The sequence below is a fragment of the Paraburkholderia sp. RL17-368-BIF-A genome (assembly GCF_046054045.1).
Taxonomy (GTDB): Bacteria; Pseudomonadota; Gammaproteobacteria; order Burkholderiales; family Burkholderiaceae; genus Paraburkholderia; species Paraburkholderia graminis.
In genome coordinates this window covers 161058-182607 of the sequence record NZ_JARESN010000003.1, presented here as the reverse complement: position 1 = coordinate 182607, position 21550 = coordinate 161058, and the positions used below count along the sequence as shown (strand labels likewise).

The window sequence follows — 21550 nt, the reverse complement described above, 5'->3', positions numbered from 1 at the left end:
TGTCGGCTTGCGCGCCGACGTGCTGCCGCTACGGACAGGGGCGCGTTCGGACGAAGCCGGCCGCGGGTGCTTGGCTGTTAATTTGACTCGCATGAAATCTCACACTGCGATCGCGCGCAGCAGTTCCGTCTCGACCTGAATTTGCAGGCGGTTGTCCGACAGACCGTGCCCATCCAGCAGGAATACGTCCTCGACGCGTTCGCCGAGCGTATTGATCCGTGCCGACGCGACGCCGACACGATGTTCGGCGAGCACGCGCGCGATCGAATAAAGAAGGCCTGGCCGGTCGTTCGCCGACACGGACAGGATGTAGTATTGGCCGCGATCGTCGGCCCGAAGATCGACGCGCGGCGTAACAGGGAAGGTCCGCGACAGCCGCGACAAGCGGCCCTTCGACGGGCCCGGAAGCCAGGTGCCGTCGCCGGTGAGGCGCGCGGTCAGTTCCTGTTCGACGAGATTGGCAATGTCGCGATAATGCACGTCTTCTTCGGTATGCGCGACGAGGAAATTATCGAGCGCGTAGCCGTGACGCGTCGTGCTGACGCGCGCATCCAGCACCGACAAGCCATTGCGGTCGAAATACGCGCAAATGCCGGCGAACAGATCCGGCTGATCCTTCACGTACACGAGCACCTGAAGCGCTTCGCCGATCGGCGACGGGCGAGCCCGGACGATCGGCGTCGGCGTCTCGACGTAACGGTAGAGCACACGCGTTTGCCAAGCGATGTCGGCCGCGTCGTGACGCAGGAAATAGCCGACGTCGAGCTTGTCCCACAGCGCCTTCTGCGCGCCTTCGGGCACCGTTTCGAGACGCAAGAGCGCAAGCGCCTCTTCCTGACGCGACTCCAGTTCCGAATGCGCGTCCGGCCGCGCGCCGCCAAGCACGGCGAGCGTCGCGCGATACAGGTCCTCGAGCAGCTTGCCCTTCCACGTATTCCAGACCTTCGGGCTGGTTCCGCGGATGTCGGCCACCGTCAGCAAATACAGCGCGGTCAGGCGGCGCTCGGTGCCGACCAGTTCCGCGAATCGCTTGATGACCTCGGGGTCGCTCGTGTCCTGCTTTTGCGCGACCTGGCTCATGGTCAGATGCTGCTGGACGAGCCAGACGACGAGTTCGCCGTCGTCGCCCTCGATGCCGTGATTGCGGCAGAAGCGCCGCGCGTCGGCCATGCCGAGCGTGGAATGGTCGCCGCCGCGGCCTTTCGCAATGTCGTGAAACAGCGCCGCGACGTACAGCACCCACGGCCGGTCGAAGCTAACGATCAACTGGCTGCAGAACGGATATTCATGCGCGTGTTCGGCCACGGCGAAGCGCCGCAGATTGCGCAGCACCATCAGAATGTGCTGATCGACCGTGTAGACGTGATACAGGTCGTGCTGCATCTGTCCGACGATGCGCCGGAAATTCAGCAGATATCGCCCGAGCACGCTGGTCTGGTTCATCAGGCGCAACGCGTGCGTGATGCCGGCCGGCTGCTTCAGGATGTCCATGAAAAGACGCCGGTTTTCCGGATCGCGGCGCCAATGCTGATCCATCACTTCGCGCGCGTTGTAGATGGCGCGCAGTGTGCGCGCCGAAAGCCCTTTCACGCCAGGCGTCTGCTCGTACAGCAGGAAGGCTTCGAGAATGGCGTTCGGTTCGCGCTGGAACAGGTCGTCGCTGGCGATTTCGAGCATGCCCTGTTTTTCGACGAAACGATCGGACAGCACCCGCGTAATGCCGCTCGTGCTGGGAAAAAGCTGAGCCTCGATGTTCTGGATCAGAATCGTCGCGAGTTGCGTGACCGCCTTCGCCGCCCAGTAATAGCGGCGCATCAGCTGTTCGCTCGCGCGCTTGGTGGCGGTCGGCTTGTAGCCGAAACTCTCGGCCACCGGCGTTTGCAGATCGAACACCAGAATGTCCTGGCGACGCCCCGCGGTGACGTGGACCCGCGCCCGCAGCGACTTGAGGAAGCCCTCGTTGCGCCGCAGTTCCTGCGCTTCGCGCTCGGTGATGAGTCCGCGGGCCTCGAGTTCGCGCCAGCTACTGCCGAAGCCGGCCGCCTGGGTCACCCACAGAATCAGTTGAAGATCGCGCAGACCGCCGGGGCTTTCCTTGATATTCGGCTCGAGCGCGTAAGGCGTGTCCTGGAACTTGGCGTGACGCTGGCGCATTTCCAGCACTTTCGCCTGGAAAAACGCTTTCGGATCGAGCGCCTCGCGATAGCGCTTCGCGAAGTCGTCGAACAAGGCCGCGCTGCCGGTAATGCGCCGCGCTTCGAGCAGCGACGTGCGCACGGTGACGTCGTTAGCGGCTTCTTCCAGACACTGCGAGACGCTGCGTACGCTGCTGCCCAGCTCGAGCCCCAGATCCCACGCGAGGCTGATGAAGCGCTCGATGCGCGCTTCCAGATGTTCGAGCGGCGCGTCCGGCAGCAGCACCAGAATGTCGATGTCGGAATGCGGAGCCAGTTCGCCGCGACCGAATCCGCCGACGGCGACGAGCGCCAGCTCGGCCGGCAGTTCGCAGGTGTTCCAGGCGGCGCGCAGGGAGTCGTCGGTGGTGCGCGAGAGCGCCGCCATCAATCCTTCTACGTTGGTGGCGGTCCTGAAGCGTTCCAGCAACTGGGCTTTGGCCACTTTGTAGTCCGCCTTGAGCGACGTGGCGTGGGATCGGGCGACGGCTGGAACACTACTCATGGGCGGCTGGCGGTGAAAAGGCGGGATCGATCAGGCCGTGGCGGCGATCACCGGCGGGCGCGCGGGCGTGCCGGCGGACACGGTCAGCACGTCGTAGCCGGTTTCCGTCACGAGCACCGTGTGTTCCCATTGCGCCGACAGACTGCGGTCCTTCGTCTTGACGGTCCACTGGTCCGGCATGGTGCGGATGTCGCGGCGGCCGGCGTTGATCATCGGCTCGATCGTGAAGATCATGCCGGCTTGCAGTTCGAGCCCGGTGCCGGGGCGGCCGTAGTGCAGAATCTGCGGGTCTTCGTGAAACACCGTGCCGATGCCGTGGCCGCAATATTCGCGCACCACGCTGTAGCCTTGCGCCTCGGCGTGCTTCTGGATCGCATAGCCGATGTCGCCCAGATGCGCGCCGGGGCGGACCTGGTCAATGCCGAGCCACATGCACTCGAAGGTGGTCTGAACCAGCCGCTTCGCGAGAATCGAGCCCTCGCCGACGATGAACATGCGGCTCGTGTCGCCGAAGTAACCTTCCTTGATCACCGTAATGTCGATGTTCAGCGCGTCGCCGTTCTTCAGCGTCTTGTCGCCGGGAATGCCGTGGCAGATCACGTCGTTCACCGAGATGCAGGTGGCCTTGGGGTAGGGCGGATAGCCGGGCGGCTGATAATTCAGCGGCGCGGGCACGGTGCCCTGTTCCTTCAGCATGTATTCGTGACACAGGCGGTCGAGTTCGCCGGTCGTGACGCCGGCCGTGACGAACGGCGTGATGTAGTCGAGCACTTCGCTCGCAAGTTTGCAGGCGACGCGCATTTGCGCGATGTCGTGTTCGTTTTTGAGCGTGATAGCCATGAGTCGGGCCTGAAATGCGATTTATTCCGGGATTATCGCACCATATTCCCCGTGCCGCAGTCTTTTGGCGGGGTTTCGGCGCCTGTAACGATAGAGCGGAGGGCTTTGCGGTTCACGGCTGGAAGACGACGCGCGAGGCGGCCAGCCAGGCGCCGGGTGCAACCGGAGCCCGCGCGAAGGAGCCACCCGGCAGGTTGAGTCGGCCGATAGTCGCATGCTATAATGTTTGGCTAAGTCGATCCTTTTCCTGTCCTGGTGGCTTCTTGTCATCGTTCAGACCGACTCTAGGCTGATTATGGTGGCAGCGGGCCAGCAACCAATCAACCAACGGCAGATAGAGGTGAAGCTTCCCGTGGCGCTTGTCGCCCGAGCCACGGGTGAGAGCAGTATCAAGGCGGCAGACTCGCAAGCCGGCGCACCCAGGGTGTTCGCGGCGCTCAGCCAGACAAGACATGGCGGCGCGGCGGATACGGCAGCCGGCTTAAGACCCAACCCTCGCGGAGATTTTCATGGCAGTTACCATGCGTCAAATGCTGGAAGCCGGTGTCCACTTCGGTCACCAAACGCGCTTCTGGAACCCGAAGATGGCCCCCTTCATTTTCGGCCATCGCAACAAGATTCACATCATCAACCTCGAAAAGACGCTGCCGATGTACAACGACGCGCTGAAGTACGCGCGTCAACTGGCAGCCAATCGCGGCACCATCCTGTTCGTCGGCACGAAGCGTCAGTCGCGTGACACGATCGCCCAGGAAGCGCAGCGCGCCGGCATGCCTTATGTCAACGCACGCTGGCTCGGCGGCATGCTGACCAACTTCAAGACGCTGAAGGTTTCGATCAAGCGCCTGAAGGACATGGAAGCGGCGCTGGAAGCAGGCGAAACGGAACGCATGAGCAAGAAGGAAGCTCTGCTGTTCGAACGCGAAATGGCCAAGCTGCAGAAGTCGATCGGCGGCGTGAAGGACATGGGCGGCATTCCGGACGCGATTTTCGTGGTCGACGTCGGCTACCACAAGATTGCCGTCACCGAAGCGAACAAGCTCGGCGTGCCGGTCATCGCAGTGGTCGATACGAACCACTCGCCGGAAGGCATCGACTACGTGATCCCGGGTAACGACGACGCCAGCAAGGCCGTCGCTCTGTACGCGGCCGGCGTGGCTGACGCGATCCTCGAAGGCCGTGCCAACGCGGTCAACGAAGTGGTGCAGGCTGCACGCGGCGACGACGGCGACGAGTTCGTCGAGGTCAACGCGGAAGCGTAAAGCTGCCCCGTGTCCGGCAAAAAAGGGGGCTTTCTACAGGCCCCCTTTTTTTAAGCCGCGACGCTGTAGCAAGGCGTTATCCGTAAAAAATTCGCATAACGCTGAAACGAATTCTTGCCGCCGGTATCGAAGTGCGGGCGGCGTGTGACACGGAACACAGACGGAACTCAAGGAGCAAATGATGGCGGCAATTACCGCAAGCATGGTTGCAGAACTGCGCGCAAAGACCGACGCGCCGATGATGGAATGCAAGAAGGCGCTGACGGAAGCCGACGGCGACATGGCGCGCGCCGAAGAGCTGCTGCGCGTGAAGCTGGGCAACAAGGCCAGCAAGGCGGCATCGCGCGTCACGGCTGAAGGCGTGGTCGCATCGTTCATCGGCGGCAATGCAGGTTCGCTGGTCGAGCTGAACTGCGAAACCGACTTCGTTTCGAAGAACGACGACTTCCTGGCTTTCTCGAAGAAGATCGCCGAACTGGTCGCCACGCAAAACCCGGCCGACGTCGCCGCGCTGTCCGCTCTGCCGCTCGACGGCCAGACCGTCGACGCAGTGCGCCTCGCGCTGGTCGGCAAGATCGGTGAAAACCTGTCGATCCGCCGTTTCGTGCGCTTCGAGACGTCGAACAAGCTGGCAGCGTACCTGCACGGCACGCGCATCGGCGTGCTGGTCGAGTACACCGGCGCCGACGAGCAGGTCGGCAAGGACGTGGCCATGCACATCGCCGCGATGAAGCCGGTCTCGCTGTCGTCGGACGACGTGCCGGCGGACCTGATCGCCAAGGAACGCAGCATCGCCGAGCAGAAGGCCGCCGAATCGGGCAAGCCGGCTGAAATCGTCGCGAAGATGGTGGAAGGCAGCGTGCAGAAGTACCTGAAGGAAGTGTCGCTGCTGAACCAGACGTTCGTTAAGAACGACAAGCAGACGATCGAACAGATGCTGAAGGCGGGCAACGCGAGCGTCCAGAAGTTTGCGCTCTTCGTGGTCGGCGAAGGCATCGAGAAGAAGCAGGACGACTTCGCCGCTGAAGTTGCCGCTCAAGTGGCTGCTGCGAAGCAACAATAAGCATCGCGAGTCTTAGCTAGTACCGTTGTACCCGCGGCGCAGCAAGACTGTGCCGCGGTCGGCAGCGCCGCAAGGCTGCGCGCGGGTTGATCCTCGCCGCGCGGCCGCCGCCGGTGGACCTTCCGGGCTCATCAATTTGGCGGCGCTTGCCCGAATCGGCGTTTCACCCCTACATTAGTCCCTTGTTGTTGCCCTGTTCTGCGCGATCTGGATACCCCTATGCCCACTGCCTACAAACGCGTCCTGCTCAAACTCTCCGGTGAAGCTCTGATGGGCGACGATGCCTTCGGCATCAATCGCGCGACCATCGAACGAATGGTGGCGGACGTGGCCGAAGTGGTCCGTCTTGGAACGCAGTTGGCGGTAGTGATCGGCGGCGGCAACATCTTCCGTGGCGTCGCGGGCGGCGCGGCCGGCATGGATCGCGCCACGGCCGACTACATGGGCATGCTGGCCACCATGATGAACGCGCTGGCGCTGCAAGACGCCATGCGTCACGCCGGCATCGAGGCGCGTGTGCAATCCGCGCTGCGCATGGACCAGGTCGTCGAGCCGTACATCCGTCCGCGCGCGATTCGCCAGCTCGAAGAAGGCAAAGTCGTGATTTTCGCGGCCGGCACCGGCAACCCGTTCTTCACGACCGACACGGCCGCCGCGCTGCGCGGCTCGGAAATCGGCGCCGAAGTCGTGTTGAAAGCCACCAAGGTGGACGGCGTCTACTCAGCCGACCCGAAGAAAGATCCGAGCGCGACGCGCTACACCACGATCAGCTTCGACGAGGCAATCGGCCGCAACCTGCAGGTCATGGACGCCACGGCGTTCGCGCTGTGCCGCGACCAGAAGCTGCCGATCCGCGTTTTTTCGATCGTCAAGCCGGGCGCATTGAAGCGCATCGTGCTCGGCGAGGACGAGGGCACCCTCGTCCACGTGTAAACTCTCGTTCACATAACGTGGGCTTTGACGCGAGCCCGGGCCGCCGCATATCGCGCGTGCTGGCCGGCTCGCACCGTTTTGAAGGTTCGGAGGTTTTAAAATGTCTGTGGCTGATATCAGGAAGGGCGCTGAACAAAAGATGCAGCGTTCCATCGACGCGTTCAAGAACGATCTGTCGAAAATCCGTACGGGCCGTGCGCACACGGGCCTGCTCGATCACATCCAGTGCGATTACTACGGCTCGCCGGTGCCTATCTCGCAGGTCGCGAACCTGACGCTGATCGACGCGCGCACGATCGGCGTGCAGCCGTGGGAAAAGAAGATGGTCCCGGTCGTCGAAAAGGCGATCCGCGAGTCGGATCTCGGCCTGAACCCGGCTACCCAGGGCGACGTGATCCGCGTGCCGATGCCCGCGCTGACCGAAGAACGCCGCCGCGAACTGACGAAAGTCGTCAAGAGCGAAGCCGAAACGGCCAAGGTCGCCGTGCGCAATCTGCGCCGCGACGCGAACGAGCAACTGAAGAAGCTCGTTAAAGACAAGGAAATTTCGGAAGACGACGAACGCCGCGCCGGTGACGACGTTCAGAAGCTGACGGACAAATTCGTTGCTGAAATCGACAAGCTTGTTGTGACCAAAGAAGCAGAGATCATGACGGTATGAGGCTGCGAGGCTCCGAACAGAACGCCGGCTCGCTTCGGCGTTACTGTCTGTGCGGAGCTCGCGCGAAGTCCGAGTCGTGAAGCGCCAGGTCTGGGAGCACTCACACTTTCAGGATTTTTACTTCTTCATTTGCAGTTATTGTCCCGACGGCCATGACCTACACCAGTTCAACCGTGCGCGTGCCTGATGTCGCCGCGGTGCCGCGACACATCGCGATCATCATGGACGGCAACGGCCGTTGGGCCACCCAGCGCCGCTTGCCGCGCGTGGCCGGTCATACGCGCGGCGTCGACGCGGTGCGCGCAGCCGTCGAGGCGTGCGCCCGCCAGGGCGTCGAATATCTGACGCTGTTCGCTTTCAGCTCCGAAAACTGGCGCCGTCCGAACGACGAAGTGTCGTTCCTGATGCGCCTTTTCGTCACGGCGCTGGAGCGCGAAATCGGCAAGCTGCACGCAAACGGCATCCGTTTGCGCGTGGTCGGCGATCTCGAACGTTTCGATGCGCGCATCCGCGACCTGATCAAACGGGCGGAAACCAAGACCGCGCGCAATTCCCGCCTCACGCTGACCATCGCCGCCAATTACGGCGGCCGCTGGGACATCATGCAGGCGACCCGCAAGCTCGTGGAACAGGCCGCGCTGGCCGGCAAGCCGGTCGAGGTGAACGAGGATTCGTTCGCCGAGCATCTGTCCATGGCCTATGCGCCCGAGCCCGACCTCTTCATCCGCACGGGCGGCGAGCGGCGCGTCAGCAATTTCCTGCTGTGGCAACTCGCCTACACCGAGTTCTATTTCACCGACACCTTCTGGCCGGATTTCGACGCCGACGCGCTCGGCCGCGCGATTGCCTCATACGGCGAGCGTGAGCGCCGTTTCGGCCGCACCAGCGCTCAGCTCGAGCCGCAATCGCAAAACGTCGATTCGCTTCCATGCTAAAAACCCGTGTCATCACGGCGATTGTGCTTCTGGCGGTGTTCCTGCCCGTCACGTTGTTCGCGCCGGTCGGCGCGTTCGGCGCGCTGATCGCCTTCGTCGTCGTGTTCGCCGCATGGGAATGGGCCCGCCTGCTGAAGCTGGGCGGCGCCGGCCCGGTCATCTACGCGCTCGTCGCGGCGGTCGCGCTCGTGGCCAGCACGCGTCTTGGCATCGGCGTGGACAGTGCGCAGCCGTTTTACAAGGCGGCCGCCATTTTCTGGGTGATCGCCGGCCCGTTCGTGCTGCTGCGCAAGCCGACGCTCGCGCAAGGCGCCTGGCGCAGCTTTCTGCTGCTTGCCGGGATTGTGATATTCGTCGCCTGCTGGCATGCTCTCGTCGCCGCGCGCATGCAAGGCGTGCCGTTCGTGCTGTCGCTGCTGCTATTGGTATGGCTCGCGGATATCGGCGCATACTTCTCGGGTAAGGCGTTCGGCAAGCACAAGCTCGCGCCCGCCATCAGTCCCGGCAAGACGTGGGAGGGCGCGATCGGCGGCTGGCTCGCGGTGATGATCGTCGCGGTGGCGGCGGTCCTTTCGCATGCGTTCGAGCCGACCCTGTATTCTGAGCTGTGGGCGCATTGGGGCGCCCCGCGCGCGCTGCTTGCCCTGACGCTGCTGGTGGCGTTCAGCGTGGTGGGCGACCTTTTTGAATCCATGATGAAACGCCAGGCCGGCGTGAAAGATTCGAGCGGCCTGTTGCCGGGGCACGGAGGCGTGCTCGACCGCATCGACGCATTGTTGCCGGTGCTGCCGCTTGCCATGCTGCTGCTCGGCTAGAGAAAGAGATATGCAAAAACGTCTGACATTGCTCGGTTCCACGGGCTCGATTGGAGACAGTACGCTCGACGTCGTCGCGCGTCATCCGGAGCGCTTTTCGGTTTATGCGCTCACCGCGCACCGCAACGGCGACAAGCTCGTCGAGCAATGCCTGCGCTTCCGGCCGGAAGTGGCGGTAGTCGGCGACGCCGACACGGCGGCGCGCGTCGCGGCCAAGCTGCGCGACGCGGGCTGCAAGACCGAGGTGACGCACGGTGCCGAGGCGCTCGTCGAGGTGTCGAAGAGCGACGGCTGCGACACCGTGGTCGCGGCCATCGTCGGTGCGGCCGGCCTCGCGCCGAGCCTCGCGGCCGCGCGCGCCGGCAAGCGCATCCTGCTCGCGAACAAGGAAGCGCTCGTCATGTCGGGCGCTATCTTCATGGATGCCGTGCATGACAACGGCGCCGTGCTCTTGCCGGTCGACAGCGAACACAACGCCATTTTCCAGTGCCTGCCGCGCGAAGCCGCGCTGCATGGCGGCGTCTCCAAGATCATCCTGACCGCGTCGGGCGGCCCGTTCCGCACGCGCGAACCGGCCACGCTCGCCGACGTCACGCCCGATGAAGCCTGCAAGCATCCGAACTGGGTGATGGGCCGCAAGATCTCCGTCGACTCCGCGACCATGATGAACAAGGGCCTCGAGGTCATCGAGGCGCATTGGCTGTTCGGCTTGCCGGGCGAGCGCATCGACGTGCTGATTCATCCGCAAAGCGTGATTCATTCGCTGGTGTCGTACGCCGACGGTTCGGTGCTCGCGCAACTCGGCAATCCCGATATGCGCACGCCGATCGCGCACGCGCTCGCGTTCCCGGATCGCGTGGATTCGGGCGTCGCGCAACTGGATCTGGTGGAAATAGCGTCGCTGTCGTTTGAAAAGCCGGACTACACGCGTTTCCCTTGCCTGGCATTGGCCATGAAGGCGCTCGCCGAAGGCGGCGTCGCCAGCGCGGCGCTCAATGCCGCTAACGAAATTGCTGTTGAAGCGTTCCTGTCGCGCCAGATCGGCTTCATGGCGATCGCGCAGGTGGTCGACTCGGTGCTCAACGCGTTGCCCAATCGCAGCGCGCATGCGCTCGAAGACGTGATCGAAGCGGACGCCGCCGCGCGTCGCGCCGCAGCCGAATTCATCGCGCGTCTGCCCGACGCCGCCCGCCGCACGGAACGCGCCGTCCAGTGAGGCGCCTATGAATCTGCTGATCGAAGTGCTCGCCTTCGCGGTCGCGATTGGCGTGCTGGTGGTCGTCCACGAATATGGGCATTACAGCGTGGCGCGGCTGTGCGGCGTCAAGGTGCTGCGCTTTTCGATTGGCTTCGGCAAGCCGCTGTTCCAATGGGTTAGTCCCAAGAGCGGCACCGAATGGACGGTCGCCGCGCTGCCGCTCGGCGGCTACGTGAAGATGCTCGACGAGCGCGAGACGGGCGGCGCGCCGATTCCCGCCGAAGCGTTGCCGCATGCGTTCAACCGGCAGTCGGTGTGGCGCCGCATCGCAATCGTCGCGGCCGGGCCGGTCGCGAATTTCCTGCTTGCCATCGTCCTGTTCGGCCTCGTGTTCGCGACCGGCGTCACCGAACCGGCGGCGATCCTTGCCACGCCCGCGCCCAACACGACCGCTGCGGCCGCCGGTTTCGAAGGCGGCGAAACAGTGGTGGCGGTGCGCGCGGAGAACGCGGCCGACTCCGAGCCGGTGCGCTCGTGGTCGGACTTGCGCTGGAAGCTGCTCGGCGCGGCGTTCGATCACAAGCGCGTCGTGCTGATCGCGAAAGGCGCGAACGGCCCGTCCGACTTCCAGCTCGATCTGCGCGGTGTCACCGAAAAGGACGTCGACGACGACTTCATGTCGCGGCTCGGCTTCGAACCCGGCGGGGGCAAGCTGACGGTTGCCGGCGTGCAGCCGGGCAGTGCCGCGCAAAAGGCGGGCCTTCTTCCGGGCGATCGCTTGCGCGCGATCAACGGAGTCGCGACTGATAACGCCACAGCCTTCATCGCGTATGTAAAATCGCACGCCGGCCAACCGCTGACGCTGCAAGTAGAGCGCGCAGCCGCGGGTCAAACGGAAGCACAGGGCGCGGGCAAGCTCGAAGACATCAGGATCGTTCCGCAAGCGCAGCGCGACGCGGCAACGGGGCAGCAGGTCGGTCGCATCGGCGCCGAACTGGCGACCCAGGTGCCGTCCATCAACGTGCGTTATGGACCGGTCGAAAGTCTTCAGCTCGGCGCGCGCCGCACGTGGGATCTCGCGGTTTACTCGGTGCGGATGTTCGGCCGCATGATCGTCGGCGATGCATCGCTGAAGAATCTGTCCGGTCCGGTGACCATCGCCGATTACGCAGGAAAGAGCGCACGTCTGGGTCCTTCTGCATTCCTGTCGTTCCTCGCCCTCGTCAGTATTAGCCTCGGTGTACTGAACCTGCTACCAATTCCGGTATTGGACGGGGGTCATCTGTTATATTATTTGGTTGAAGCTGTGACCGGTAAAGTTGTCTCCGATCGCTGGCAACTCGTTTTTCAGAGGGCGGGTCTCGCCTGCATCGTCGCTTTGTCGGCGATTGCACTGTTCAACGATCTCGCTCGTTTAATCCACTTTTAAAGTGTCCGGCGGCGCTCACAATAGCGACCGTCCGACCTGATGCAGCTATACACACTGGGGAAGCACGTTGTTTAAACCTCATCGCTTTGTTCCGAAGACGGTTATAACCGCGGCATTCGCCGCGCATGGGCTGGTTGCTCACGCAACCACGCCCTTCGTGGTGCAAGACATCCGGATCGAGGGATTGCAACGCGTCGAACCCGGTACGGTGTTCGCCTACCTGCCCATCAAGCAGGGCGACACGTTCAACGACGACAAGGCATCCGAAGCGATTCGCGCGCTGTACGCAACGGGTTTCTTCAACGACGTCAAGATCGCGACCGAAGGCAATGTAGTGATCGTGCAGGTGCTGGAGCGTCCGGCCATCGGCACGATCGACTTCGCGGGCATTCACGAATTCGACAAGGAAAACCTGACCAAGGCGCTGCGCGCGGTCGGTTTGTCGCAAGGCCGTTACTACGACAAGGCGCTCGTCGATAAGGCGGAACAGGAACTGAAGCGCCAGTATCTGACGCGCGGCTACTATGCAGCCGAAGTCACGACCACCATCACGCCGATCGACCGCAATCGCGTCTCGGTGCTGTTCTCGGTGGCCGAAGGGCCGAGCGCCAAGATTCGCCAGATTAACTTTATCGGCAACAAGGCGTTCAGCACCGGCACGCTGCGCGACGAAATGCAGTTGTCCACGCCGAACTGGTTCTCGTGGTACACGAAGAATGACCTGTACGCGAAAGACAAGCTCACCGGCGACCTCGAAAATATCCGCTCGTACTACCTGAACCGCGGCTATCTCGAGTTCAACATCGAGTCGACCCAGGTGTCGATCACGCCGGACAAGAAGGACATGTATCTGACGGTCACGCTGCATGAAGGCGAGCCGTACACGATCTCGAGCATCAAGCTGGCCGGCAATCTGCTCGACCGCGAGCCGGAGCTTGCCAAGCTCATCAAGATCAAACCGGGCGACCGCTTCTCGGCCGAAAAGCTGCAATCCACGACCAAGGCAATCGTCGACAAGCTGGGCGAATACGGTTACGCGTTCGCGACCGTCAACGCGCAGCCGCAGATCGACCAGTCCAATCACAAGGTGGACCTGACGCTGCAAGTGGACCCGAGCCGCCGCGTGTACGTGCGCCGCATCAACGTGGTGGGCAACACCCGTACGCGCGACGAAGTGGTGCGCCGCGAAATGCGCCAGCTCGAAAGCTCGTGGTTCGACTCGAACCGCCTCGCGTTGTCGAAAGACCGTATCAACCGTCTTGGCTACTTTACCGACGTCGACGTGACCACGATCCCCGTGGAAGGCACGCCCGACCAGGTGGACGTGGACGTGAAGGTCGCCGAAAAACCGACCGGCGCCATTACGCTGGGCGCGGGCTTCTCGTCGACGGACAAGGTGGTGCTGTCCGCAGGCGTCTCGCAAGACAACGTGTTCGGTTCGGGCACGAGCCTCGCGGTGAACGTCAACACCGCGAAGACGTATCGCACGTTGACGGTCACGCAGGTCGACCCGTACTTCACGGTGGACGGCATCAAGCGTATTACCGACGTCTATTACCGCACGTATCAGCCGCTGTATTACTCGACCGATTCGAGCTTCAAGATCGTCACGATGGGCGGCGACCTGAAGTTCGGCATTCCGTTCTCGGAAGTCGATACGGTGTACTTCGGCGCGGGTCTGGAGCAGAACAAGCTCGACGTCGACGCGAACACGCCGGCGTCGTACAAGCAATACGTCGACGACTTCGGCCGCGTGTCGAACAACGTCCCCGTCACGGTGGGCTGGTCGCGCGACGCGCGCGATAGCGCGCTCGTGCCGAGCCGCGGCTACTTCGCGCAGGCGAACGCCGAATACGGCACGCCGATCGGCAGCACGCAGTATTACAAGGCCGACATCAACGCACAGTACTATTACTCGTTTGCGCGCGGCTTCGTGCTGGGCTTCAACTTCCAGGGCGGCTACGGCAAGGGCACGGGCGGCAAGCCATACCCGATTTTCAAGAACTACTACGCGGGCGGTATCGGTTCGGTCCGTGGCTACGAGCCGAGCTCGCTCGGTCCGCGCGACAAGACGACGGGCGATCCGATCGGCGGCTCGAAGCTGCTCGTCGGCAACATCGAATTGACATTCCCGCTGCCGGGCACCGGCTATGATCGCACCTTGCGCGTGTTCACGTTCCTCGACGCCGGTAACGTCTGGGCGGACGCGAGCGCTGCGGCCAATTCGAACGGCGCGAACGGTCTGCGTTACGGCTACGGTGTCGGTCTCGCATGGATTTCGCCGATCGGGCCGCTCAAGCTGAGCCTGGGCTTCCCGCTCACGAAGCACACGGGCGACCAGTATCAGAAGTTCCAGTTCCAGATCGGGACGGCGTTCTGATCCGCGTTGCGGACGGCTCGCCAAACAACAGTATCGAGAGGATCACTTTGCTAACCGGTATGTTTTCGAAACGTGTGGCTTGCGCGCTGGCGCTGGCAATGACGCTGGGCGTCGGAGTGGCGCACGCTCAGGAAGCCAGGATCGCCGCGGTGAATTCGGACCGGATTCTGCGGGAATCGGCGGCGGCGAAGGCGGCCCAGGTCAAGCTCGAGGCCGAGTTCGCCAAGCGCGACAAGGACCTCGCGGACATGGCGCAGAAGCTCAAGTCGATGTCCGATTCGCTCGACAAGAACGGCGCGTCGATGTCGTCCACGGACCGTGCGCAAAAGCAGCGCGATCTGTCGCAACTCGACACCGACTTCCAGCGCAAGCAACGCGAGTTCCGCGAAGACCTGAATCAGCGCCGCAATGAAGAACTGGCGGCGGTGCTGGATCGCGCGAACAAGGTGATCAAGCAGATCGCCGAGGCGCAGCACTATGACCTGATCGTGCAGGAAGCGGTGTATGTGAGCCCGCGCATCGATATTACGGATCAGGTGCTCAAGGCTCTCGCGGCTTCGGGCAACTGAAGGCGGTAGTAGAGCGCCGACAGCGCGCACCGACAAGTTGTACTGATCAGCAGGAGACACGATAGGCATGGCTTTTACGCTCGAGGACATCGTCCAGCGGTTCGGCGGTGAAGTAGTGGGAGACGGTTCGCAGCGCGTCGGCAGTCTGGCGCCGCTCGACCAGGCAGGCCCGGACCAGCTGGCGTTCCTCGCCAACCCGAAGTACCTGTCGCAAGTCGAAACAACCCGCGCGGGCGCGGTGCTGATCAATGCGGACGACCTCGCGAAGCTCGCATCGGGCAGCGGGCGTAATTTCATCGTCACACCGAACCCGTACGCTTACTTCGCGCGCGTCGCGCAAACCTTCATCGACCTCGCCACGCCGAAGGTCGCGCCCGGCATTCATCCGAGCGCGACGATCGATCCGTCCGCGCAGATCGCCGCAAGCGCGGTGATCGGGCCGCATGTCACGGTGGAAGCGGGCGCGGTCATCGGCGAAAATGTGCGGCTCGACGCGAACGTGGCCATCGGCCGCGGCACGCGCATCGGCGCGGGCTCGCATCTCTATCCGAATGTCACCGTGTATCACGGCTGCAAGCTCGCCGAGCGCGTGATCGTGCACGCGGGCGCGGTCATCGGTTCGGACGGCTTCGGCTTCGCGCCGGATTTCGTCGGCGAAGGCGACGCGCGCACCGGTAGCTGGGTGAAGATTCCGCAAGTGGGCGGCGTGTCGATTGCGGCGGACGTCGAAATCGGTGCGAACACCACGATCGACCGCGGCGCGATGGCCGATACGATCATCGAGGAATGCGTGAAAATCGACAACCTCGTGCAGATCGGGCACAACTGCAAAGTCGGCGCGTACACGGTCATTGCCGGTTGCGCAGGCATTGCGGGCAGCACGACCATCGGCCGTCACTGCATGATCGGCGGCGCGGTCGGCATTGCCGGGCATGTGACGCTGGCAGATCATGTGATCGTGACTGCGAAGTCCGGCGTGTCCAAGTCGCTGCTCAAGCCCGGCATGTACACCAGCGCGTTCCCGGCCGTGAATCACGCCGACTGGAACAAGAGCGCGGCCTTGCTGCGCAATATCGACAAGCTTCGCGACCGCATCAAGGCACTGGAAAACGCCGCCGCGGATCAGCAGGACAGCAAGCCGGCGAGCGCGGCATCCGGCGCGGCAGGTCATGCACGGAGCGAGAAAAGCTAGTTTTCCGGACGGCCCGCCGACTCCGCGTAAAATGGCGGGCGAATATCAGGAAGCGAAGAGGGTTGCCGTGACCCGCGGTGGCACGGCAACCGGTTCACGGCGAGCGCCGGCAGCATGCGCTCATCACGCGCTAACAACGCGTTGACAACCCACCTGCACCAGCATCCGCAGTCATCATCGCGCAGTCAATGCGTGAGCAGAAACACCATGAGCACCGAAAAAATCAATCTCGACATCCATAAGATTCTCACGCTGCTGCCCCATCGTTACCCGATCCTGCTGGTCGACCGGGTGCTCGAACTCGAGCCGCACAAGAGCATCAAAGCGTTGAAGAACGTGTCGATCAACGAGCCGTATTTCCAGGGGCATTTCCCGACGCGTCCGGTCATGCCTGGCGTACTGATCCTCGAAGCGCTTGCGCAAACGGCGGCGCTGCTGACGTTCTCGGAAGAGCCGAGCGATCCGTCGAACACGCTGTATCTGTTTGTCGGTATCGACAACGCGCGCTTCAAGCGTGTCGTCGAGCCGGGCGATCAGCTCATCCTGAACTGCACGTTCGAACGGCATATGCGCGGCATCTGGAAGTTCAAGGCGCGGGCCGAGGTGGACGGCGTGGTGGCGGCTGAAGCCGACCTGATGTGCGCGGTGCGTCACACGGACAAGGACGCCTGAATCAAGGGCACCTGACTCGAGCTTCGGCCAGCCGGCGCCTCATGCAGCGCAGCCGGCTCGCCGCAGCCCATCCAGACAACGCAACAGAATCAGAAGCGAGGACGCATGAGCAGGATTCATCCCACTGCGATCGTCGAACCGGGCGCACAACTCGACGAATCCGTTGAAGTCGGACCGTATGCCGTGATCGGCGCGCATGTCACGATCGGCGCGCGGACCACGGTCGGCTCGCACAGTGTGATCGAAGGTCACACCACGATCGGCGAAGACAACCGCATCGGCCACTACGCATCGGTCGGCGGCCGTCCGCAGGACATGAAGTACAAAGACGAGCCGACGCGGCTCGAGATCGGCAACCGCAACACGATCCGCGAGTTCACCACGATCCACACCGGCACGGTGCAGGACGCGGGCGTGACCACGCTCGGCGACGACAACTGGATCATGGCGTACGTGCACATCGGCCATGACTGCCATGTCGGCAACAACGTCATTCTGTCGAGCAACGCACAGATGGCGGGCCATGTGACGATCGGCGACCACGCGATCGTCGGCGGCATGTCGGGCGTGCATCAGTTCGTGCGCATCGGCGCGCATTCCATGCTGGGCGGCGCATCGGCGCTCGTGCAGGACATTCCGCCGTTCGTGATCGCGGCCGGCAACAAGGCGGAGCCGCACGGCATCAACGTCGAAGGTCTGCGCCGCCGCGGGTTCTCGCCGGACGCCATTTCGGCGCTGCGCTCGGCGTACCGTCTGTTGTACAAGAACAGCCTGTCGCTCGAGGAAGCCAAGGCGCAACTGCGTGAGCTCGCATCCGCCGGCGGCGACGGCGACGGCCCGGTTGGGACGCTGCTCGCATTCGTCGAAGCGTCGCAGCGCGGCATCATCCGCTAAGCGATGGCATTGCAACCCAGTCCGCTGCGCATCGCGATGGTGGCCGGCGAGCCGTCCGGCGACCTGCTGGCGTCGTCGCTGCTGGACGGCCTTGCGAGCCGCCTGCCTGCCGCCACGCATTATTACGGGATCGGCGGTCCGCGCATGGTCGCCACCGGTTTCGACGCCCATTGGCCGATGGAAAAGCTGTCCGTGCGCGGCTATGTCGAAGCGTTGCGGCATATCCCCGAGATTCTGCGCATCCGCACCGACCTGAAGCGCCAACTGCTGGCCGAGCCGCCCGCGGTGTTCGTCGGCGTCGATGCGCCCGATTTCAACTTCGGGCTCGAGCATCCGCTGCGCGAGGCCGGCATCCCGACCGTTCACTTCGTGTGCCCGTCCATCTGGGCGTGGCGCGGCGGGCGCATCAAGAAGATCGCCAAGGCGGTCGACCATATGCTGTGCGTGTTCCCGTTCGAAACGGCGCTGCTCGAAAAGGCGGGCGTCGCGGCATCGTACGTGGGTCATCCTCTCGCCGACGAAATTCCGCTTGAGCCGGACACGCTCGGCGCGCGCCGCACGCTCGGTCTGGCGGAAAGCGGTCCGGTCATCGCGGTGCTGCCGGGCAGCCGCCGCTCGGAGATCGATCTGATCGGGCCGACGTTTTTCGCCGCGATGGAAATGATGCAGCACCAGGAGCCCGGTCTGCGCTTCGTGATGCCCGCGGCCACGCCGGCATTGCGTGAGATGCTGCGCCCGCTGGTCGATTCGCACCCCGGTCTCGCGCTGACCATTACGGACGGCCAGTCGCAGCTCGCCATGACCGCTGCCGACGCGATCCTCGTTAAAAGCGGCACGGTCACGCTCGAGGCCGCGCTCCTGAAAAAGCCAATGGTCATCTCGTACAAGGTGCCTTGGCTGACGGGTCAGATCATGCGCCGGCAGGGTTATCTGCCGTACGTCGGCTTGCCGAACATTCTGGCGGGCCGCTTCGTGGTGCCCGAAATCCTCCAGCACTTCGCGACGCCGCAGGCGCTCGCCGAAGCCACGCTGAAACAGTTGCGCGATGAAGCCAACCGGCGCACGCTGACGGAAATCTTCACGGAGATGCATCACGTGCTGAAGCAGAACACCGCGCAGCGTGCGGCGGAAGTGGTCGCGAGTGTCGTTGAGAAGCGCAGGGCGCGGCCGTGAGCGACGAACGCACCAAGCGCACTAACGAGCACGCCGCTGCGCACGCCGCTGCCCGCTCGCCACGCCGCAAGACCGCGGCCGTCGCCAGCGCGGCGACTCGGCAGGTCGGCCTGAACTTCGAGACGGCGGAGGACATCGTCTGCGGCGTCGACGAAGCCGGGCGCGGGCCGCTGGCCGGGCCGGTCGTCGCTGCTGCTGTGATTTTCGATCCGTCGAAGCCGATGATTCGCGGCCTCGACGATTCGAAAGTGCTTACCGCGAAAAAGCGCGACGAACTGTACGAGAAGATCGTCGACCGTGCGCTCGCTTACTGCATCGCCTCGGCAACGGTCGAGGAAATCGATACGCTGAACATTCTGCACGCCACCATGCTGGCCATGAAGCGCGCGGTAGAAGGGCTGTCCGTCACGCCGACGCTCGTGAAGGTGGACGGCAACCGCTGCCCCACGCTGAGCGTTCGCAGCGAAGCGGTGATCGGCGGCGACGCACTGGTCAAAAGCATTTCGGCGGCGTCGATTCTTGCGAAGGTGACGCGCGACCGGATGCTGCTCGAATTGCACCAGACTTATCCCGTGTACGGCTTTAACGCGCATGCCGGCTACGGCACGCCGCAGCATCTGGCGGCCTTGCGCGAACATGGGCCATGCGAGCATCACCGGCGCTCGTTCGCACCCGTGCGCGAAGCGCATCTGCGATTCGGCACCGGCGTGCCGCTGCCGGCGGGCGAGATTATCGCCGTGTCGGAAATACTCGCGGACGGCGTGCTGGACGATGCGCTGCTCGACAGCGACGCGTTCGGCGAACGCAGCGGCGCGTGAGCAGAAGGCGCCGCAGCTAACGTGGCACAATCGCCCGTCAATGCTGCCGTCGCCGTAACGAGCCGCCAGCCGCACCGCCTGCGATCAGCCACGCGCTCATCCTTTTCCTCATTTCTCACCGTCTTCGCTGCCTGTGAAAGCCATCACCTCGCGGGACAATCCGCTCTATAAACGCCTGAAGGCGCTTGCCGGATCGACGCATCAACAGCGTCGCAGCGGTCATGCGCTGCTGGAAGGTTTTCATCTCGCGAGCGCGTATCTCGACGTCGCGGGGCAGCCGGAAATGTGCATCGTCACCGAGGGCGCGCTTCGTCATGACGAAGCTCAGGCGATCGTTTCGCGTATCGACGAGCAACGCATCGTCACGCTGCCGGATGCGCTGTTCGGACAACTGTCGAATGTCGTGCACGGCGTCGGCATGCTGCTGCTCGTGGAAAAGCTCGATACGCCGGTGCCCGACACGGTCGCGCAAACGTGCATCGTGCTCGACGGCGTGCAGGACGCGGGCAACGTCGGCTCGATCTTGCGCAGTGCGGCCGCGGCCGGCATTCAGCAGGTGTTCTGCGCGCCGGGCACGGCATACGCTTGGTCGTCGAAAGTATTGCGCTCGGGCATGGGCGCGCACTTCCTGCTGCAGATTCACGAAGACGTCGAAGCGCAGACGTTGATCGAGCGCCTCGCGGTGGCGGTCGTCATCACGGATTCGCACGGCGCCGAAGCGATCTACGATTGCGATTTGAGCGCGGAACTGGCGTGGGTATTCGGCAATGAAGGCGCCGGCGTGTCGCAAGCATGGCGCGACGCGGTCACGTTGCGCGTGACGATTCCGCAGCCGGGCGGCATGGAATCGCTGAACGTCGCGGCGGCCGCGGCTGTCTGCGTGTTCGAGCAATGCAGGCAGCAGCGCGCGAGCCGCGCATAAACGAGCGAAGGCTCGCTCAATACGACGGCCGATCCAGCTTGATTTCCTGCAGGATCGTGGTCGCGATTTCCTCGATCGACTTGTGCGTCGACGACAGCCACTTGATCCCTTCGCGACGCATCATCGCCTCGGCTTCGTTGATCTCGTAACGGCAATTTTCCGGCGCAGCGTATTTGCTGCCAGGCCGGCGCTCGTTGCGAATCTCCGAAAGCCGTTGCGGATCGATCGACAAGCCAAACATCTTCTGCCGATGCGCCAATAGCGGCGTAGGCAGCTTGCCGCGCTCGAAATCTTCCGGAATCAGCGGATAGTTCGCCGCCTTCACGCCGTACTGCATCGCGAGGTAGAGGCTCGTCGGCGTCTTGCCGCTGCGCGATACGCCGACGAGGATCACGTCTGCGTCGGCGAGATTGCGGTTCGACTGGCCGTCGTCGTGCGCGAGCGAGAAGTTGATCGCCTCGATGCGGTTCTTGTACTCCTCGGTGTCCGCGTTCTGGTGTCCGCGCCCCATCGCGTGGCTCGACTTCAGCTCCAGTTCCTGTTCGAGCGGCTCGACGAAGGTCTGGAACATGTCGAGCACGAGCGCGTTCGAGCCTTTGACGATCTGATTCGATGCGCTGTCCACGAGCGTGGTGAAGACGATCGGACGGCGACCGTCCTGCTGGACCGCTTCATTGATTTTTTCGAGCGTGGCGTACGCCTTTTCTGTCGAGTCGACAAAAGGCACGCGGACCAGGCGAAATTTCTGGTCGAACTGGGAGAGGATCGAATGCGCGAAGGTTTCGGCAGTGATCCCTGTACCGTCGGAGACGATGAATACGGTGGGCGGCATCAGTGGGGCAGGGAACGTGAGCGGCAAAAAGCGCTCGAATGGAACATTGCTGGAGCGACTTCGCTGCGCGGTGGCTGACCGCTCATGCAGCGGCGTCGAAACAGCGCGCCGTGGGCACCGCTACTACGCCAGGACTGGCCGGAGGCTCTCTTCATGCATCGAAAGAGCCCTGCGGGCAGCCTGGCGCGATTCGAGGCGCAATTCTCGTCCGACAGTCACATTTCGAGAGTCGGCACGGTAGAATAGCGGCAACCTGTTGGATAAGCAATTGCAGGCGATTGGC

The 21550-nt window shown here is 63.5% G+C and carries 19 protein-coding genes; 16 read left to right on the top strand and 3 right to left on the bottom strand.

The features are described 5' to 3' along the window. Window positions 1–99 precede the first annotated feature (99 nt). The gene (locus P0D87_RS06790) at window positions 100–2679 is read right to left on the bottom strand and encodes a [protein-PII] uridylyltransferase (RefSeq protein ID WP_006048670.1); all 2580 of its coding nucleotides are present in this window, start codon (window positions 2677–2679) and stop codon (window positions 100–102) included. Window positions 2680–2709: 30 nt separating this feature from the next. Beyond that, on the bottom strand, window positions 2710–3519 hold the full coding sequence (gene map / locus P0D87_RS06785) for a type I methionyl aminopeptidase (RefSeq protein ID WP_006048671.1): 810 nt from the start codon (window positions 3517–3519) through the stop codon (window positions 2710–2712). 509 nt (window positions 3520–4028) lie between these two features. On the opposite strand from map, the gene rpsB reads away from it, so the two are divergent. From rpsB to P0D87_RS06705, 16 genes are all read left to right on the top strand, one after another. Beyond that, window positions 4029–4781, top strand: a complete 753-nt coding sequence (gene rpsB, locus P0D87_RS06780; RefSeq protein ID WP_006048672.1) for a 30S ribosomal protein S2 — start codon at window positions 4029–4031, stop codon at window positions 4779–4781. A 181-nt stretch (window positions 4782–4962) separates the two neighbouring features. Beyond that, window positions 4963–5844 (top strand): translation elongation factor Ts, encoded by an 882-nt coding sequence (tsf, locus tag P0D87_RS06775; RefSeq protein ID WP_006048673.1) that lies wholly within the window; start codon window positions 4963–4965, stop codon window positions 5842–5844. 219 nt (window positions 5845–6063) lie between these two features. Next, window positions 6064–6777 carry a UMP kinase gene (gene pyrH, locus P0D87_RS06770; protein WP_006048674.1) on the top strand — a complete coding sequence of 238 codons (714 nt, stop codon included), beginning with the start codon at window positions 6064–6066 and terminating at the stop codon, window positions 6775–6777. Between the two features lie 100 nt (window positions 6778–6877). Beyond that, window positions 6878–7438, top strand: a complete 561-nt coding sequence (gene frr, locus P0D87_RS06765) for a ribosome recycling factor (protein WP_006048675.1) — start codon at window positions 6878–6880, stop codon at window positions 7436–7438. A gap of 152 nt (window positions 7439–7590) precedes the next feature. Beyond that, on the top strand, window positions 7591–8373 hold the full coding sequence (gene uppS, locus P0D87_RS06760) for a polyprenyl diphosphate synthase (protein ID WP_006048676.1): 783 nt from the start codon (window positions 7591–7593) through the stop codon (window positions 8371–8373). Then, window positions 8367–9188 carry a phosphatidate cytidylyltransferase gene (locus tag P0D87_RS06755; protein WP_029970849.1) on the top strand — a complete coding sequence of 274 codons (822 nt, stop codon included), beginning with the start codon at window positions 8367–8369 and terminating at the stop codon, window positions 9186–9188. The genes uppS and P0D87_RS06755 overlap by 7 nt, the downstream gene beginning before the upstream one ends. A gap of 10 nt (window positions 9189–9198) precedes the next feature. Then, complete coding sequence (locus P0D87_RS06750) at window positions 9199–10404, top strand: 1-deoxy-D-xylulose-5-phosphate reductoisomerase (RefSeq protein ID WP_053858268.1); 1206 nt, start codon at window positions 9199–9201, stop codon at window positions 10402–10404. A gap of 7 nt (window positions 10405–10411) precedes the next feature. Further along, entirely contained in the window at window positions 10412–11815 is a 1404-nt protein-coding gene (rseP, locus tag P0D87_RS06745) for an RIP metalloprotease RseP (RefSeq protein ID WP_053858267.1), read from the top strand. Window positions 11816–11882: 67 nt separating this feature from the next. After that, window positions 11883–14195 carry an outer membrane protein assembly factor BamA gene (bamA, locus tag P0D87_RS06740; RefSeq protein WP_029970852.1) on the top strand — a complete coding sequence of 771 codons (2313 nt, stop codon included), beginning with the start codon at window positions 11883–11885 and terminating at the stop codon, window positions 14193–14195. A 47-nt stretch (window positions 14196–14242) separates the two neighbouring features. After that, window positions 14243–14764 carry an OmpH/Skp family outer membrane protein gene (locus P0D87_RS06735; RefSeq protein ID WP_006048681.1) on the top strand — a complete coding sequence of 174 codons (522 nt, stop codon included), beginning with the start codon at window positions 14243–14245 and terminating at the stop codon, window positions 14762–14764. A gap of 67 nt (window positions 14765–14831) precedes the next feature. Next, window positions 14832–15956: a UDP-3-O-(3-hydroxymyristoyl)glucosamine N-acyltransferase gene (gene lpxD / locus P0D87_RS06730; protein ID WP_006048682.1), complete on the top strand. Its 1125-nt coding sequence runs from the start codon at window positions 14832–14834 to the stop codon at window positions 15954–15956. A 207-nt stretch (window positions 15957–16163) separates the two neighbouring features. Beyond that, window positions 16164–16628 carry a 3-hydroxyacyl-ACP dehydratase FabZ gene (gene fabZ / locus P0D87_RS06725; protein ID WP_006048683.1) on the top strand — a complete coding sequence of 155 codons (465 nt, stop codon included), beginning with the start codon at window positions 16164–16166 and terminating at the stop codon, window positions 16626–16628. 105 nt (window positions 16629–16733) lie between these two features. Next, a complete protein-coding gene (gene lpxA, locus P0D87_RS06720) occupies window positions 16734–17522 on the top strand; it encodes an acyl-ACP--UDP-N-acetylglucosamine O-acyltransferase (protein WP_053858266.1) in 789 nt (262 codons plus the stop codon). A 3-nt stretch (window positions 17523–17525) separates the two neighbouring features. Next, window positions 17526–18695 (top strand): lipid-A-disaccharide synthase, encoded by a 1170-nt coding sequence (gene lpxB / locus P0D87_RS06715; RefSeq protein ID WP_053858265.1) that lies wholly within the window; start codon window positions 17526–17528, stop codon window positions 18693–18695. After that, a complete protein-coding gene (rnhB, locus tag P0D87_RS06710) occupies window positions 18692–19513 on the top strand; it encodes a ribonuclease HII (protein WP_053858264.1) in 822 nt (273 codons plus the stop codon). The genes lpxB and rnhB overlap by 4 nt, the downstream gene beginning before the upstream one ends. A gap of 133 nt (window positions 19514–19646) precedes the next feature. Next, on the top strand, window positions 19647–20435 hold the full coding sequence (locus P0D87_RS06705) for a TrmH family RNA methyltransferase (protein WP_053858263.1): 789 nt from the start codon (window positions 19647–19649) through the stop codon (window positions 20433–20435). A gap of 16 nt (window positions 20436–20451) precedes the next feature. Here P0D87_RS06705 and ppsR read toward each other — a convergent pair whose 3' ends face one another. Then, window positions 20452–21267: a posphoenolpyruvate synthetase regulatory kinase/phosphorylase PpsR gene (gene ppsR, locus P0D87_RS06700; RefSeq protein ID WP_006048688.1), complete on the bottom strand. Its 816-nt coding sequence runs from the start codon at window positions 21265–21267 to the stop codon at window positions 20452–20454. Window positions 21268–21550: the final 283 nt, after the last annotated feature.

Bases quoted from the DNA above. Each gene is read 5' to 3' on its own strand.
- rpsB (WP_006048672.1), top strand. From the start codon at position 4,029: ATGGCAGTTACCATGCGTCAAATGCTGGAAGCCGGTGTCCACTTCGGT.
- P0D87_RS06755 (WP_029970849.1), top strand. From the start codon at position 8,367: ATGCTAAAAACCCGTGTCATCACGGCGATTGTGCTTCTGGCGGTGTTC.
- P0D87_RS06790 (WP_006048670.1), bottom strand. From the start codon at position 2,679: ATGAGTAGTGTTCCAGCCGTCGCCCGATCCCACGCCACGTCGCTCAAG.
- P0D87_RS06750 (WP_053858268.1), top strand. From the start codon at position 9,199: ATGCAAAAACGTCTGACATTGCTCGGTTCCACGGGCTCGATTGGAGAC.
- frr (WP_006048675.1), top strand. From the start codon at position 6,878: ATGTCTGTGGCTGATATCAGGAAGGGCGCTGAACAAAAGATGCAGCGT.
- ppsR (WP_006048688.1), bottom strand. From the start codon at position 21,267: ATGCCGCCCACCGTATTCATCGTCTCCGACGGTACAGGGATCACTGCC.
- lpxD (WP_006048682.1), top strand. From the start codon at position 14,832: ATGGCTTTTACGCTCGAGGACATCGTCCAGCGGTTCGGCGGTGAAGTA.
- tsf (WP_006048673.1), top strand. From the start codon at position 4,963: ATGGCGGCAATTACCGCAAGCATGGTTGCAGAACTGCGCGCAAAGACC.
- uppS (WP_006048676.1), top strand. From the start codon at position 7,591: ATGACCTACACCAGTTCAACCGTGCGCGTGCCTGATGTCGCCGCGGTG.
- map (WP_006048671.1), bottom strand. From the start codon at position 3,519: ATGGCTATCACGCTCAAAAACGAACACGACATCGCGCAAATGCGCGTC.
- pyrH (WP_006048674.1), top strand. From the start codon at position 6,064: ATGCCCACTGCCTACAAACGCGTCCTGCTCAAACTCTCCGGTGAAGCT.
- lpxA (WP_053858266.1), top strand. From the start codon at position 16,734: ATGAGCAGGATTCATCCCACTGCGATCGTCGAACCGGGCGCACAACTC.
- fabZ (WP_006048683.1), top strand. From the start codon at position 16,164: ATGAGCACCGAAAAAATCAATCTCGACATCCATAAGATTCTCACGCTG.
- lpxB (WP_053858265.1), top strand. From the start codon at position 17,526: ATGGCATTGCAACCCAGTCCGCTGCGCATCGCGATGGTGGCCGGCGAG.
- rseP (WP_053858267.1), top strand. From the start codon at position 10,412: ATGAATCTGCTGATCGAAGTGCTCGCCTTCGCGGTCGCGATTGGCGTG.